General features: G+C 38.7%; 9 protein-coding genes and 1 riboswitch. Of the genes, 3 read left to right on the top strand and 6 right to left on the bottom strand.

Annotated elements, in window-relative coordinates; genetic code table 11:
* The first annotated feature begins 20 nt into the window (after nucleotides 1-20).
* Together hemF and ACZBKJ_RS00250 are read left to right on the top strand one after the other, a co-directional pair.
* A complete protein-coding gene (gene hemF, locus ACZBKJ_RS00255; protein WP_463198885.1) occupies nucleotides 21-980 on the top strand; it encodes an oxygen-dependent coproporphyrinogen oxidase in 960 nt (319 codons plus the stop codon).
* Nucleotides 981-1,127: 147 nt separating this feature from the next.
* The gene (locus ACZBKJ_RS00250) at nucleotides 1,128-1,574 is read left to right on the top strand and encodes a c-type cytochrome (RefSeq protein ID WP_463198884.1); all 447 of its coding nucleotides are present in this window, start codon (nucleotides 1,128-1,130) and stop codon (nucleotides 1,572-1,574) included.
* 52 nt (nucleotides 1,575-1,626) lie between these two features.
* On the opposite strand, the gene thiC is transcribed toward ACZBKJ_RS00250, so the two are convergent.
* Nucleotides 1,627-3,462: a phosphomethylpyrimidine synthase ThiC gene (gene thiC, locus ACZBKJ_RS00245; RefSeq protein WP_463198883.1), complete on the bottom strand. Its 1,836-nt coding sequence runs from the start codon at nucleotides 3,460-3,462 to the stop codon at nucleotides 1,627-1,629.
* Nucleotides 3,463-3,542: 80 nt separating this feature from the next.
* Nucleotides 3,543-3,666, bottom strand: a riboswitch (TPP riboswitch).
* 183 nt (nucleotides 3,667-3,849) lie between these two features.
* On the opposite strand from thiC, the gene ACZBKJ_RS00240 reads away from it, so the two are divergent.
* On the top strand, nucleotides 3,850-5,010 hold the full coding sequence (locus tag ACZBKJ_RS00240; protein WP_463198882.1) for an MFS transporter: 1,161 nt from the start codon (nucleotides 3,850-3,852) through the stop codon (nucleotides 5,008-5,010).
* Between the two features lie 10 nt (nucleotides 5,011-5,020).
* Here ACZBKJ_RS00240 and tfpB read toward each other — a convergent pair whose 3' ends face one another.
* From tfpB to tkt, 5 genes are all read right to left on the bottom strand, one after another.
* Nucleotides 5,021-6,793 carry a type IV pilus assembly ATPase TfpB gene (gene tfpB / locus ACZBKJ_RS00235; protein WP_463198881.1) on the bottom strand — a complete coding sequence of 591 codons (1,773 nt, stop codon included), beginning with the start codon at nucleotides 6,791-6,793 and terminating at the stop codon, nucleotides 5,021-5,023.
* Nucleotides 6,794-7,078: 285 nt separating this feature from the next.
* Entirely contained in the window at nucleotides 7,079-7,396 is a 318-nt protein-coding gene (locus tag ACZBKJ_RS00230; RefSeq protein WP_463198880.1) for an excalibur calcium-binding domain-containing protein, read from the bottom strand.
* Between the two features lie 93 nt (nucleotides 7,397-7,489).
* The gene (locus tag ACZBKJ_RS00225; protein ID WP_463198879.1) at nucleotides 7,490-9,247 is read right to left on the bottom strand and encodes an ABC transporter ATP-binding protein/permease; all 1,758 of its coding nucleotides are present in this window, start codon (nucleotides 9,245-9,247) and stop codon (nucleotides 7,490-7,492) included.
* A gap of 90 nt (nucleotides 9,248-9,337) precedes the next feature.
* Nucleotides 9,338-11,464: a TonB-dependent receptor gene (locus ACZBKJ_RS00220; protein ID WP_463198878.1), complete on the bottom strand. Its 2,127-nt coding sequence runs from the start codon at nucleotides 11,462-11,464 to the stop codon at nucleotides 9,338-9,340.
* A 171-nt stretch (nucleotides 11,465-11,635) separates the two neighbouring features.
* Complete coding sequence (gene tkt / locus ACZBKJ_RS00215) at nucleotides 11,636-13,621, bottom strand: transketolase (protein ID WP_463198877.1); 1,986 nt, start codon at nucleotides 13,619-13,621, stop codon at nucleotides 11,636-11,638.
* Nucleotides 13,622-14,275: the final 654 nt, after the last annotated feature.

The raw sequence follows: 14,275 nt of genomic DNA, 5'->3' as shown, positions 1-14,275 counted from the left end.
TCATTAAATAGCGTTGCGATATGACCGATTATTCTAAAAAAATCCAAGAAGTTCGTAAGTTTTTGCTTATTTTGCAAGATAATATTTGTCGCGCCTTAGAAGAACAAGAGCTCAAGGGCGACATTGATGGCAGCAGTGAAGAAAAATTTACTGCTGATATTTGGGAACGAAATGAAGGCGGCGGAGGTCGTTCATGTGTCATGTCGGGAGGGCGGGTGATTGAAAAAGCAGGGGTTATGTTTAGTCATATTCACATCAATCAAATGCCAGGTGCTGCCACCCAAAGATATCCAGAACTTGTGGGCAAAAAAGCTGAAGCCTTGGGACTGTCTTTGGTAGTACACCCTAAAAACCCCAATGTTCCAACCAGTCACGCTAACATTCGTTTATTTGTAGCGCACGCTGATAACAACCCTGTTTGGTGGTTTGGAGGCGGATTTGATTTGACGCCTTTTTATCCAACAATTGAAGATTGCGTGCATTGGCACAAAGTTTGCCATGATTTATGTCAACCATTTGGTGATGATGTTTATCCAAAATACAAAGCTTGGTGTGATGATTATTTTTATCTCAAACACCGCTGTGAAGCTCGAGGTGTAGGTGGGCTGTTCTTTGATGATGTTAACACTCAAAACACAGGTTGGGATTTTGAACGTTGTTTTGACTTTATTAAAGCGGTTGGCTCTGGTTATCTTGATGGCATTTTACCTATTTTTAACAAACGCAAACATATGCCCTATACCCAAAAACAAAGAGAATTTCAGCTATATCGCCGAGGTCGTTATGTGGAATTTAATTTAATTTATGACCGTGGCACATTGTTTGGTTTACAATCAGGCGGACGTACCGAATCCATCTTGGTCAGCATGCCGCCTTGTGCCAGCTGGTCTTATTGCTACGAGCCGGAAGTTGGCAGTGCTGAATTTGAATTAACTGATTTTTATCTAAAACCCAAAGACTGGTTAAATATTAACCAATGATTTAAGAATTGTGATAATTTGTAAAGTTTCAGTAATATTATGCAAATTGCATTGAGTCTATAAAGTCGCTTATGTTATAGTTATCAGCTTAGTTTGTAATAAACCAATTCTAACAAATAGCCAAGCCTTGATATCTGGAAAATAGCCATGACTTCTTTAAAGCAAACTGCACTTATTGTCTTAACCACCATCCTTTTAACTGCCTGTAATGGTGGTGGGAACTCCAACAGCCCTGATGTAAAAGCCCGACAAGACCTAATGCAAGATTGGCGCAGTGCCAGTGATATCATGAAAGGTATGATGGAAAACCCAGCATCGTTTGACCCAGCTACCTTTAAAGAACAAGCGTACTTTATTCATGAAAGCAATCAAAAAATGTGGACACATTTTGCTGATGCTAACGCCAAGGGCAAAGGGCAGGATGCAATTTGGACAGACGCAGCTGGTTTTAAAGCCAAACAAGATGAATTTGTTACTGCCACTACCAATCTTATTTTGGCTGCTGATTCAGCAAAAACTGCTGCCGATGTCGAGCAAGCTTTTGGAAAAATGACAGAAAGCTGTGGCGGTTGTCACAAAGCTTATAAAAAATAAGCATCACTTAGTAAAATCCCCTTTTAGCAACAAAGGGGATTTTTATTTTTAATTAAATTTCGTGATACAGTTTTGCTCCTGTTTGTTGATAGGTTTGTTTCATTTGCTCCAAACCTTCGGCATATTCTCTAACATTTTGAGTAATTTTCATAGAGCAAAATTTTGGACCACACATTGAGCAAAAATGAGCGGATTTATGAGCTTGTTTTGGCATGGTTTCATCATGCATACTGCGTGCTGTATCTGGGTCAAGTGATAAATTAAATTGGTCTTCCCAGCGAAATTCAAAACGGGCTTTGGATAAAGCATTATCCCTTACTTGCGCTGCTGGATGTCCTTTGGCAAGGTCGGCGGCGTGAGCAGCTATTTTATAAGTAATAATACCGTCTTTAACATCTTTTTTATTAGGTAATCCCAAATGTTCTTTTGGAGTAACATAACACAACATCGCCGTTCCATACCAGCCAATCATCGCCGCACCAATTGCTGATGTAATATGGTCATAACCTGGGGCAATATCCGTAGTTAAAGGTCCTAATGTATAAAATGGCGCTTCATGGCAAACTTCCAGCTGCAAATCCATATTTTCTTTAATCATATGCATAGGCACATGCCCAGGTCCTTCAATCATTACTTGCACATCGTGCTGCCATGCTCGTTTGGTCAATTCACCCAACGTTCGTAGTTCACTAAATTGAGCTTCATCATTAGCATCTTGAATACAGCCTGGACGCAGACCATCGCCCAAACTAAAAGACACATCATAAGCTTTCATAATTTCACAAATTTCATCAAAATGAGTGTATAAAAAGTTTTCTTGATGATGAGCCAGACACCACTGTGCCATAATCGAACCGCCCCGAGAAACAATCCCTGTTAAACGATTTGCTGTTAATGGCACATAACGAAGCAGCACGCCTGCATGAATTGTAAAATAATCGACGCCTTGTTCAGCTTGCTCAATCAATGTATCTTTAAAAATTTCCCAAGTAAGGTTTTCAGCGATACCATCTACTTTTTCTAGCGCTTGATAAATTGGCACCGTACCAATCGGCACAGGTGAGTTACGAATAATCCATTCGCGAGTTTCATGAATATTTTTACCCGTAGACAAATCCATAATGGTATCTGCTCCCCATCGGGTCGCCCATGTCATTTTTGCAACTTCTTCATCAATGCTTGAACCTAATGCTGAATTACCAATATTGGCGTTAATTTTTACCAAAAAATTACGCCCGATAATCATTGGTTCAGATTCTGGGTGATTGATGTTAGCAGGAATAATTGCTCGTCCTGCAGCAATTTCTTGACGAACAAATTCTGGGGTAATCTCAAAAAGATTTTTTGCGCCAAAATTCTGTCCTTTGTGCTGACGCATATCCACGCCTTCAGCTTGACGCTGATTTTCACGAATTGCCACATATTCCATTTCAGGAGTAATGATTCCTCGTTTGGCATAATGCATTTGAGTAATGTTCTTACCAGTCTTAGCGCGCTTGGGCTTGGTAATATGAGCAAAACGCAAATCTTGTGTTAAAATATCATTAAGACGCTGTCTACCAAATTCAGAAGTCAGCGCTGGCAGTTCTTCGGTATCGCCTCGTTCATCAATCCAACGCTCTCTAAGTCGTGGCAAACCTTTATTTAAATCAATTTCCACATTAGGGTCAGTATACACCCCTGACGTATCATAAACTAAAATAGATGGATTGGCTTCAGCTTCCGTTTTGGTTTGAGTATCTGTTAAATCAATTTGGCGAAAAGGTACTTGAATATCAGTTCTTGAGCCTTCTACATAAACTTTTTTTGATGCAGGCAAAATGCGAGTTAAATCTTTGGCATCTTGTTCGTGTTTGTCGTTTTGAGTTGATAGATTTGTTTGATTCATCATAAAACCCTTAATCATGATTAAACAAATCAAGCCATCAATTTTATGATAAATCCACAAAAAGCGCAGAAAATCAGAAGGTTATTGATATGCTTGATTCCTACGGCGGTATTAACCGCATCAGGTTCAACGGTATCTGTGTCTATAATTAAAACAATTCAACACAATCTCAGCAGTTTATTGACCGCACTCCGTCAAGCTTTTGGCATTATAACATAAAAACACAAATAATATAAAAACATCCATCTTTCAACTTATTATCTTAATAATGCTATCAATTTTTTTATTACTATTGATTTATTGATGTTAATATCATCATTCAAATAGTTAATTGATTTTTATGTTAAAATGAGTCTAATAAGATAGCAAACAAGGAAGTTCATGGAAATGACCGCCTTAAAATCACCATCTTTAATTGAACAGCTCACCATTACTTTAATTGGTGTATTTGCCTTTTTGCAAGTATATTCCATCCAAGCAATTTTGCCAATTTTAATCCATGATTTGAATGCCAGTGAAGTGCAAGCGGGCATGATGGTCGGTGCAACTGTGATGGGCATTGCCCTTTTATCGCCTTTTGTAGGCATTTTATCAGATAGATTGGGACGCAAAATCTTTGTTGTGGGTGCCTTATTTTTGCTCAGTATTCCAACGGCTTTAATTTCTATCAGCCAATCAGTACACATCATTAGTTTTTGGCGATTTTTGCAAGGAATTTTTGTACCCGGAATTACAGTGGTCTTAATTGCCTATATCGGCGAAGAATACCGTCATCATCTGGCTAAAATGATGAGTTTATATGTGATGGGTACAGTTTTAGGGGGCTTTGGTGGGCGGTTTTTGGTAGGTCATCTTAATGAATTGATTGGATGGCGATACGCTTATGCAGTGATGGCAATTTTTACACTTATTGGCGCAATCATTGTGCTAAAAACTCTACCAAAATCTCAACATTTTTTCCAAAGTGGTAATTGGTCTAGCGCCCTTACGCTGCTAATTTCTCATGCTAAAAATCGCTACGTCATCAGTGCTTGTTTATTAGGAGCGTGTGTACTGTTTTCTTTAGTGGCGTGCTTTACTTTTATTAATCTGCATCTGGCTCAATCGCCCTATCTTTTATCAACGTCAGCGCTTGCCAATATTTTTAGTATTTATTTAATTGGTATGGTCATTACGCCTTTATCTGCCAAAGCAATTGGTCGTTTTGGTATGGTTAAAACCATCATTGGTGCTGTCAGTATTTCCGTTATCGGCGTGCTGCTAACACTGAGCACGCCACTTTGGATGATTATCATTGGTTTGACTTTAATGTCTTCTGGCGTCTTTGTAACCCAATCAGCAACCATCAGTTACATTGCAAGCCACATCACCAAAGGTCGCTCACTGGCATCTGGTTTGTATTATATGAGTTATTATGGCGGTGGCAGCATTGGCGCTTGGCTGTGCGGCTTGGTATATATGCAAGGGCAATGGACTTATACCGTATACACCATTATTGGCGTTCAATTATTAGCCTTGACGGTTGCGCTTATGTTTATGCGTCAATAATCATCACATACTAATGCAAAGGGGCGACTCTTAACACTTCCTCTAATGTAGTTACGCCTTCACTGATGCGTTTTGCCCCCTCGATTCTAAGCGGAAAAACCCCTTCGCTGTAGGCTTGACGTTTTAATTCATCAAGCCCCACCCCTTTGGCAACCATTTTTTTTAATTCATTAGACATCGGCATAATTTCATAAAGCCCAATTCGCCCCTTATATCCTGTATTACGACAAACATCACAACCTACAGGATGATACAATTTTTTTGGCAAAGGCGCATTCCAAGGCGCAACTAGTTCACGCCACTGCTGGGCAGCAGGCGTGTTTTCTTCCACAAAATGAGCTTGTTTACATTCAGAACACAGTGTTCGCACCAAACGCTGCGCCATCACACCCAAAATCGTTGCTGACGTCAAAAAAGGTTGTACGCCCAAATCGTGTAAACGAGTTAGAGAACTTGGGGCATCATTGGTGTGTAGTGTGGATAATACCAAATGACCCGTTAGGCTTGCTTGTACTGCCATATCTGCTGTTTCGGTATCGCGAATCTCACCAACCATAATAATATCAGGGTCTTGACGCATCAGTGAACGGATACCATCCGCAAAATGTAAATCAATACCCGCATTAATCTGCATTTGATTAAAGGCTGGTTCAATCATCTCAATAGGGTCTTCAATAGTGCATACATTAACCCGCTCAGTTGCAAGCTGTTTTAAGGTGCTATACAGTGTTGTTGTCTTTCCGCTGCCTGTTGGACCTGTTACTAAAATAATACCATTGGAGTGAGCAGTCAATTCATGCCAAACATCCAATTGTTTTCCCATTAAACCCAATTGACTAAAAGACCGTACCAACACCTCTGGGTCAAATACCCTCATAACTAATTTTTCACCAAAGGCAGTGGGCAGTGTAGAAAGGCGCAGTTCGGTTTCTAGTCCTTTATGGGTACGTGTTTTTAAACGCCCATCTTGAGGTTTTCTTTTTTCTGCAACATTAAGTCTGCCCAAAATTTTAATGCGCGCTGTTACTGCTGTCATAATCGCCACAGGCATTTCATAAACCGTATGCAATACCCCATCGATGCGAAAACGCACTTTACCTGTTTGTCGGCGTGGTTCAAGATGAATATCTGATGCTCTTTGCTCAAAAGCGTATTGCAAAAGCCAATCCACTACTTTAACAATATGCTGGTCATTAGCGTCTGGATTATTACTGTCGCCAAGTTGTAATAGTGCTTCAACATTGGTTACGTCAGCTGCTGCTCGTTTTTGAACCGTATGAGCGCCAGCAATCGCTTTGGTGACTTGATAAAATTCTTGACGATAGCGATTTAGCTGTTCTGGACTAGCATAAACTGTACTGATGACTTTTGGTTTAACAATTTGATAAATATTAGCATGCCAATCACGGTAAAACGGTTGGTCAGTTGCAATGGTAACTTTTTTATCACTAACATCAATAGGCAAAATATAATGATTTTTGGCGTATTCAAACGACATAATCTTAGTGATGGCAGGCACATCCACTTTGAGTGGGTCAATCTTAAACATCTCAAGCCCAGCTTTATGTGCCAGCCATTGATTGAGCTTGTCCAGTGTTAAAGGTTGATGGTCAATTTGGCTAACCAAATTAAATTTGGTAATAACTTGTAAAGGATGCAAGCTTACATCTTTACGGCTAGTCATGACCAAATGATATGATTTTTGGTCAATATATCCTGCATTTAATAATTCGTCTAAACACCAGCGCAAATCGATAATAATAGAAAGTTGATTTTGATTCATGTGTATGTAATTTTTTGATGATTTTTAGACAAATTACCAAGAGTTTTAAAAAAATTCAACCCTAAAACGATAAAAACCATAATTCTTATTTTTAAGTCTATTTATTGGGGCTATTTTTAGAAAAAGAATCAATCAGTGAACCAAAAACCCTTTAGCAAAGCCAAACAGAACCAAGTCCAAAACAATCAAAGGGATAATTAACATAAAAAACAGTAGACAAAGTGTAATCAGCAAACCAAAAGCAAGACTAATAATGCCAAAAATCACTCCAATTAGGCGATTAAACTATTTGCACAAACTTTCACAAGGTACGCCGTCATTGTTTCGGTCAAGACTGGATACACCGCAAGTATTTAGATAATATTTGGCTTCAGAGCAACTGCTCATTTGACTGCAATAACGCTTTGTGCCGCATTGCTGATCGTTACCGCCCTGAGCCGAGCCTTTACTATGACTGGTATGGCTGGCTTGATTGGCAGTTTTTGTTGTGGTGATTGTTTTGGTCGTGCTTTTAGTTCGTGAGCCGCCACCACGTCTAGCTTCGGCAACATTGATACCGCTTAAAACAATACAGGCAGATACTAAAACTGCAAAAAATTTCATAAAAACTTCCAATAATTTAAAATGATTGAAACTAATGATTCTATCATACTTTACAACCATGCACTATTAAAAATTAAATAAATTAGATTAAAATCAAAGAGTTAATTTAGTTAAAATCAGCTGTTTATTATGGTGAATGTGCAGTGTGCTTCTATGCCCAACACTGACTATAATTGCTCTTGGTAATTGTTTAATAATTAAGCAATATAACGCCTGCTCGATAGGTTCATCAAGCGCAGACGTTGCTTCATCCAAAAACAATACATCCGGACGTTCAAGCAAAACTCGCAAAAATGCCACGCGCTGCAATTCACCTGGCGACAATAAAGTCTGCCAATCCTGAATTTTGTCCAGCTCCTTTATCCATTTATCCAAATAACATTGGCGCATAAGCAATTTTAGCTCATCATCTTTTGCTTGAATGCTAGGATAACAGATGGCTTGTTTTAATGTGCCTTGTGGCATATAGGCTCTTTGCGGTACAAATAGAATTTTACCGCCGGGCGTCTTGAGCGTACCTTCTACAGTAAATGGGCAAATTCCCGCCATTGCCTTTAATAATGTGGTTTTTCCCGTGCCTGATGTTCCCTGAATTAAAAGCCTATCACCTTGATTTAATTGAAGATTAATTGGTTCACTCAAACCTTTACCATTACAAACTATCATAAAATTTTCTAAAACCAAGGCATCTGCTTGCTCAGGCTTAAAGACGATGTTGTTATCCAAACCATCCAAACGGAATAAAAACCCATGCAAACGGTCAATTCTGGCTTGATACAAGGTAAATTCTTCATAAAACAAACGAAAAAATGATAAAGCACGCATTAAACGGTTAAAAGATTGTACTGTTTGATGCATATCACCAAGTTTGATTTGACCTGCAAAAAATCGAGGTGCTTGCAGCATCAATGGAAGCAGCATTGCCGTTTGAGTTACGCCAGTATTAAAACCATCCAAACCAAGCATTTGACGCACAATTGCCCAACGATTGATGATAATGGCTGAAAAACGTTCGGATAGATGCTTTTTTTCTTGTTGTTCGCCGTCATAAAAGGCAATACTTTCGGCATTATCTTGCACTCTAATCAGTGAATAACGATAATCACCATGCAATTTTTCTTTATTAAAGTTTAAATTAATCAATGGCTTACCAATCCAAACTGAAATTAGTGTTGCTACAATGATAAATAGATAAATAAAAAATACTACCCCTTTTGGTATACCCAACCCAAACAACACCAAAATGCCAGACAGCCCCCACAAAATAATGGTGAATTCAACCACACTAACCACGGCATTAATCACCCCACGCACAAGTTCAACACTTGCAGTAATAAACTCTCTGGCATCTTGTTCGATACGTTGATCAATGTTGTCAGGTGTGTGGTTTTGATAATGTAGACGATAATAATTTTTTTGATAAAGCCAGCGTTCTAGTAAAACGTGATTTAATTTTTCCAACCAACGGATCTCAAATGTCTGACCAATCAGTGTATCAATGATTTCTTGAATGACTTTAAAAATCACCAATAACGCATTTAAAAACGCAAAAAACCAAAAAACTTCGGCTTTATTGTCTTGCAATGAACTGTAGAGTTGATTGTAAAATTTGGTATTAAGTACGCTAATTTTAACTTCTATCAATACAAAAAACACTAAAAGTCCAATCATTAAAAACGCTTTAGAAATTTGACTTAAGTTTAAACAAGGATGAACAATTAGCCAAAACTTTTGTCCAAAATTTGTTCTTTTAAGCAAATACATACAGCCTAAAAGCCCAAGCATAACCCAAAAAAACGCTTTAAACAGCCAAAAACCTGCGGTGATTAATTCTGCCTGCCAATTCATCATAATTTTAAAACCCTAGAAAAAACCTTTTGCCCAGCCAACAAGACAAAAGGTTTTTGAATCATGATTCTTAAATCACTGGTAATTTTTTAATCAATATTTAAATTTAACACTCACGCGAATGTTACGTGGCTCACCATAAGAAACCAATTGTGAATTTGGGGTTGTGCCAATTAAGTAATCTTTATCAAAGACATTTTTTACCGCCAGACCTACACCCCAATGTTTGGCTTCATAACCCGCCTTTAAATCTAAGAGCGCATAACTTGGCAAATCGATAAAACTAGTGCTGCGCCAAGCGGTGCGTTTGCCTTGATATCTTGCTCCGCCGCCGACGTACCAACCCAAACGGTCAGGACTAAAATGATATTGGGTAGAAAGTGATGCAGCATGTTTGGGAATCTGGCTGATGCGTTGACCTTTTTCATAACTGGTTGCTGCCTCTTCAATTTTGGCAGTAGGTATATAGCTGTACGTTCCTGAGATATTCCATTGGTTATTTAATACAAGCGCTGTTTCTAATTCCACTCCTTTAGTGCGTTGTTTGCCAATCAAATCAGAATAAGTTGCACCGTCAACCGTTTCAGCCACATTTTTACGCGTCAAATCATAATATGATAAATAACCCTGTAGACGGCGACTAAATCCTTGAAATTTTACCCCAACTTCGGCTTGATGACCTTTTTCAGCATCTAAAATTTTACCATCTTGACCCAAATCACTGTTTGGATTAAACGATGTACCGTAACTGATATAAGGTGCAAATTTACCTTGGTAATCGTACATCACAGACGCCGTACCTGTAAAAGCGTTATCGGATGATTTAACATAAGTTTTTTTAACGTCGTCTTTTAATTGGGTATTTGCCCAATCATGGCGAGCTGCCAGATTTACAATAACATCATTAAAACGCATTTTATCTTTTAAATATACGCCTGCATACTGGGTGTGGGTTAACCAATCACGATTTTTCCTTACCACGCCTGTACCTGTATAGGTGTAATCAGGAGTATCGGCATCAAACGATTCATTGGCATTGCCGCGCGTAATAATATAGTGACTGCGTTCACGCAATAAATCCACACCTGCAGTTACATCGTGCTGAATTCTACCTGTATCAAACCACATTTGAGCACGATTATCCATGGTATACATGGTATCTTTTTTATCCTGAACATTTACCTCTCTACCAATAACGCCATCACGATAAAAATTATCAGAAGACCTTGCCAGTGTTGGGTTACCATCAGTTTCAGTTTTAGTAACGGCAAAAATAGAACTTAATTTGACCTTATCATTTAAATTATGAGATAAATCATAACCAACACGAAACGTTTTTTGCTCATCGGTATTTTGTGGTAAGCCAAAAAAGGTTTTGGCAGAATATTTTTCATGAGCATTACGCACGGTTTTTACACCCGTACGTAAATTAACCTTATTATTGTGCGGCAATCCTTGTTGGCGCAAATATTCACGCCATTGATAACTGCCTAGAACTGTCAAATTGGTTTTATCGCCCAAATCAAAGGTATAGCTAGGAGCAATATAAAAATTTTTAAAAAATACATAATCCGTCGCGTCATCACGGTCGCTATAACGACCATTGAGACGAAATGCCCCTTTATTGGTTTGATTGGGTGCATGGTTAATATCATAACTGATTTCTTTTTGATTAAAATTTCCCAGTGTAATTGTTGCGCGATTAAATGATTCATTTTGTGGGCGTTTTGAAGTAATATTTACAATTCCACCCGGAAGCCCCATACCATAATCAGCAGTTGCCGGACCTTTGACCACTTCAATGGCGTCCGCCGCTCCCACATCCCATGCTCGTAAATTATTTGTAGAAGTTTGTACTCGCATACCATCAACGTAAGTCTGAGCGGATGATACTTGTCCACGAATGATAAAATCATCCCAACCACGACGACCTTGCACTCCAGAATTTACACCTGCCACATTTTCTAAAAGCTCAGCAACGGTTGATGCTTGTTTTTGTTCTACTTGTTGTGGTGTCAGTACAGTGATGGATTGAGCCGTTTCGTATAACGGTGAATCATCTTTGAGAGAAATGGGTTTAATGGCAACGTATTTCCCCGCTTCTTTTGATACATCAATCACCATGGTTTCAAGTTCCACGGTTGGTTCTTGGGTTTGGGCGTATGTGAAAGTTGAAAAAAGCACACTGGCACTAAGCACAGATAAAGGGAATTTACGCATAAATTATCTCTAAAATAAGAATAATGATAATGATTTACAAAGTGATAAATATTATATTAAAAAAGAAAGATAAAAGCTACAAAAAAACACACTTAATTTATAAAAAATTTAAGTGTGTTTTGATTAAAATCAAGTAGTTATCAGTTATGTTATATAATTACATTTATATAATCATATTAAAGATTGAACTGCATCCACAACTGCTTGAGTGGTGATATTAAAATGCTTGAATAAATCTTTAGCAGGAGCTGACTCGCCAAAGGTGGTCATGCCAATGATTTTTCCATCCAGGCCAACAAACTTATACCAATAATCACAAATACCTGCTTCAACAGCAACTCGGGCACGAATGTGATTTGGTAGAACTTGTTGGCGGTATTCCAAAGACTGCTTTTCAAAGGCTTCCACGCATGGCATCGATACCACACGCACCCCATCAAGCTGATTATAAGCGTTGATTGCAAGCTCTACTTCTGAACCTGTTGCAATGATGATGGCTTTTAACTCACCTTTTTCTTTTGCTAAAATATAGCCGCCCTTGGCAATATCTGCAATTTGTTCATCACTGCGAATTTGATGTGGTAAATTTTGACGAGATAAAATCAGTGCTGTAGGAGCAGTTTTAGTTACAATTGCCTGCTTCCAAGCCACCGCTGTTTCAACAGCATCACAAGGGCGCCATGTATAATGATTGGGAGTATTTCTTAAACTGGCAATTTGTTCTACAGGCTGGTGAGTTGGTCCGTCTTCACCCAGTCCAATTGAATCGTGAGTATAAACCTGAATGATGCGCTGTTTCATTAATGCTGCCATACGCACTGCATTGCGAGCATATTCCATAAACATCAAAAACGTTGCTGTAAAGGGAATGAATCCACCATGCAGCGCCACACCATTGGCAATGGCAGTCATACCAAATTCACGCACACCATAATGCACATAGTTACCATCAGTATGCACTTGTACACCTTTTGCATCTTTCCATAATGTCAAGTTTGACCCCGCTAAATCTGCTGAACCGCCTAAAAATTCAGGCAATAATGGAGCAAAAGCAGCGATGGTGTTTTGGCTGGCTTTACGGGTGGCGAGCGACTCGCCCTTTTGTTGAGTTTGATGAATAAATTCGTCTGCTTTTTGAATAAAATCTTCAGGTAATTCACCATTTAGACGACGCAATAGCTCTTTTGCATCGTGTGGGTAGTTTGCTTGATAGTGAGCAAATTTTTCATTCCACGCCTGTTCAAGCGCTTCGCCTTTAGATTTAGCATCCCATGCCTGATAAATAGACTGAGGAATTTCAAATGCAGGAAAATGCCAACCCATCTCTTGACGAGCTAAAGCAATTTCATCGGCACCCAGTGGTGCGCCATGACAATCTTCTTTACCTTGTTTATTTGGTGAGCCTAGACCAATAACTGTTTTACAGATGATTAGTGTTGGTTTGGTTGTTTCTGCCTTGGCAGCTTGGGTGGCTTTCGCAATCGCTTGGCTGTCATGTCCATCTACGTTTAATACTTGCCAATTGTAAGATTCAAAGCGTTTTTTGGTATCGTCACTAAACCAGCCTTCTACTTCGCCATCAATAGAAATGCCATTATCATCATAATATACAATCAATTTGCCAAGCTCAAGAGTCCCAGCAAGTGAACACGCTTCATGGCTGATGCCTTCCATTAAACAGCCATCGCCTAAAAAACAATAGGTGTAATGATTAATGATTTCGTTGTCAGCTTTATTAAATTGGGCAGCTAGCGTTTTTTCAGCCAATGCAAATCCCACCGCATTGGCAATTCCTTGACCCAGTGGCCCTGTAGTGGTTTCAATTCCGCCTGCATAGCCATACTCTGGATGCCCTGCGGTTTTTGAATGTAACTGGCGAAAATTTTTAATGTCATCAATTGTTAAGTCATAACCCGTTAAATGCAATAGTGCATATAACAACATAGAACCGTGACCATTTGATAAAACAAAACGGTCGCGGTTTGCCCATTTTGGGTTGGCAGGATTGTGATTTAAAAACTGACGCCAAAGCACTTCAGCAATATCCGCCATACCCATAGGTGCGCCAGGATGTCCTGAATTAGCTTTTTGAACAGCATCCATAGCAAGGACACGGATGGCGTTGGCATTTTGGCGTTGGTTTAGAGGGGCTGACATTTGGCTAATCCTATAGGCTAATTAAATCGCCATATTTTAACATAATTTATAAAATATTGGGGAATTTTACCAACAGAACAGCTTAAGGTATTTTTAAGTTATTATGGTTTAAACACCTTTTTCGCCATTTGAATGAAATATCCATACACCAATGCGCACTATCAAATATTTGGCTGTCATTCTGTATTTCATAATGACGATTATGCACACTTGGCACATTTGTGATGAAATGATGTCATCATTTACAAAACCTAGTCTTAACTTAAAAAAAATTCTTGATGGTGTAGTCAGCTTTATAAAACTTGTGTTTGTTTGTGATTTTACAGGCGATGACAAACCCTAGTATCTATTTGTAAATAAGGCTTGATAGCAGCAAATGGGGCTCATCATCTGATTTACTTAGCTTATAATTACTTTACAGCCCCTTTGGTTGCTGCCCTTACAGGCTGTTGCCAAAGCAGTTTGATAGCTTGACCTTGTGCATACATGTAGCCAAAGCTGAATTGAGCATTTTTATTACCTTGATTGGCTTTTTGGATTTAATATGGTGATATTTATTAAATATGCACTTATAAAAAGGCTTAGAGCAAGTGCGAATATGGTGAGTTTTTTAACATAGTAATTTTCTCTATTGGGTAGGTTATTGAAAAACAA

It is taken from the genome of Moraxella sp. I5G, from assembly GCF_055193055.1.
This window is presented reverse-complemented; position numbering and strand designations above follow the sequence as displayed.

Bases quoted from the DNA above. Each gene is read 5' to 3' on its own strand.
- hemF (WP_463198885.1), top strand. From the start codon at position 21: ATGACCGATTATTCTAAAAAAATCCAAGAAGTTCGTAAGTTTTTGCTT.
- ACZBKJ_RS00250 (WP_463198884.1), top strand. From the start codon at position 1,128: ATGACTTCTTTAAAGCAAACTGCACTTATTGTCTTAACCACCATCCTT.
- thiC (WP_463198883.1), bottom strand. From the start codon at position 3,462: ATGAATCAAACAAATCTATCAACTCAAAACGACAAACACGAACAAGAT.
- ACZBKJ_RS00240 (WP_463198882.1), top strand. From the start codon at position 3,850: ATGACCGCCTTAAAATCACCATCTTTAATTGAACAGCTCACCATTACT.
- tfpB (WP_463198881.1), bottom strand. From the start codon at position 6,793: ATGAATCAAAATCAACTTTCTATTATTATCGATTTGCGCTGGTGTTTA.
- ACZBKJ_RS00230 (WP_463198880.1), bottom strand. From the start codon at position 7,396: ATGAAATTTTTTGCAGTTTTAGTATCTGCCTGTATTGTTTTAAGCGGT.
- ACZBKJ_RS00225 (WP_463198879.1), bottom strand. From the start codon at position 9,247: ATGATGAATTGGCAGGCAGAATTAATCACCGCAGGTTTTTGGCTGTTT.
- ACZBKJ_RS00220 (WP_463198878.1), bottom strand. From the start codon at position 11,464: ATGCGTAAATTCCCTTTATCTGTGCTTAGTGCCAGTGTGCTTTTTTCA.
- tkt (WP_463198877.1), bottom strand. From the start codon at position 13,621: ATGTCAGCCCCTCTAAACCAACGCCAAAATGCCAACGCCATCCGTGTC.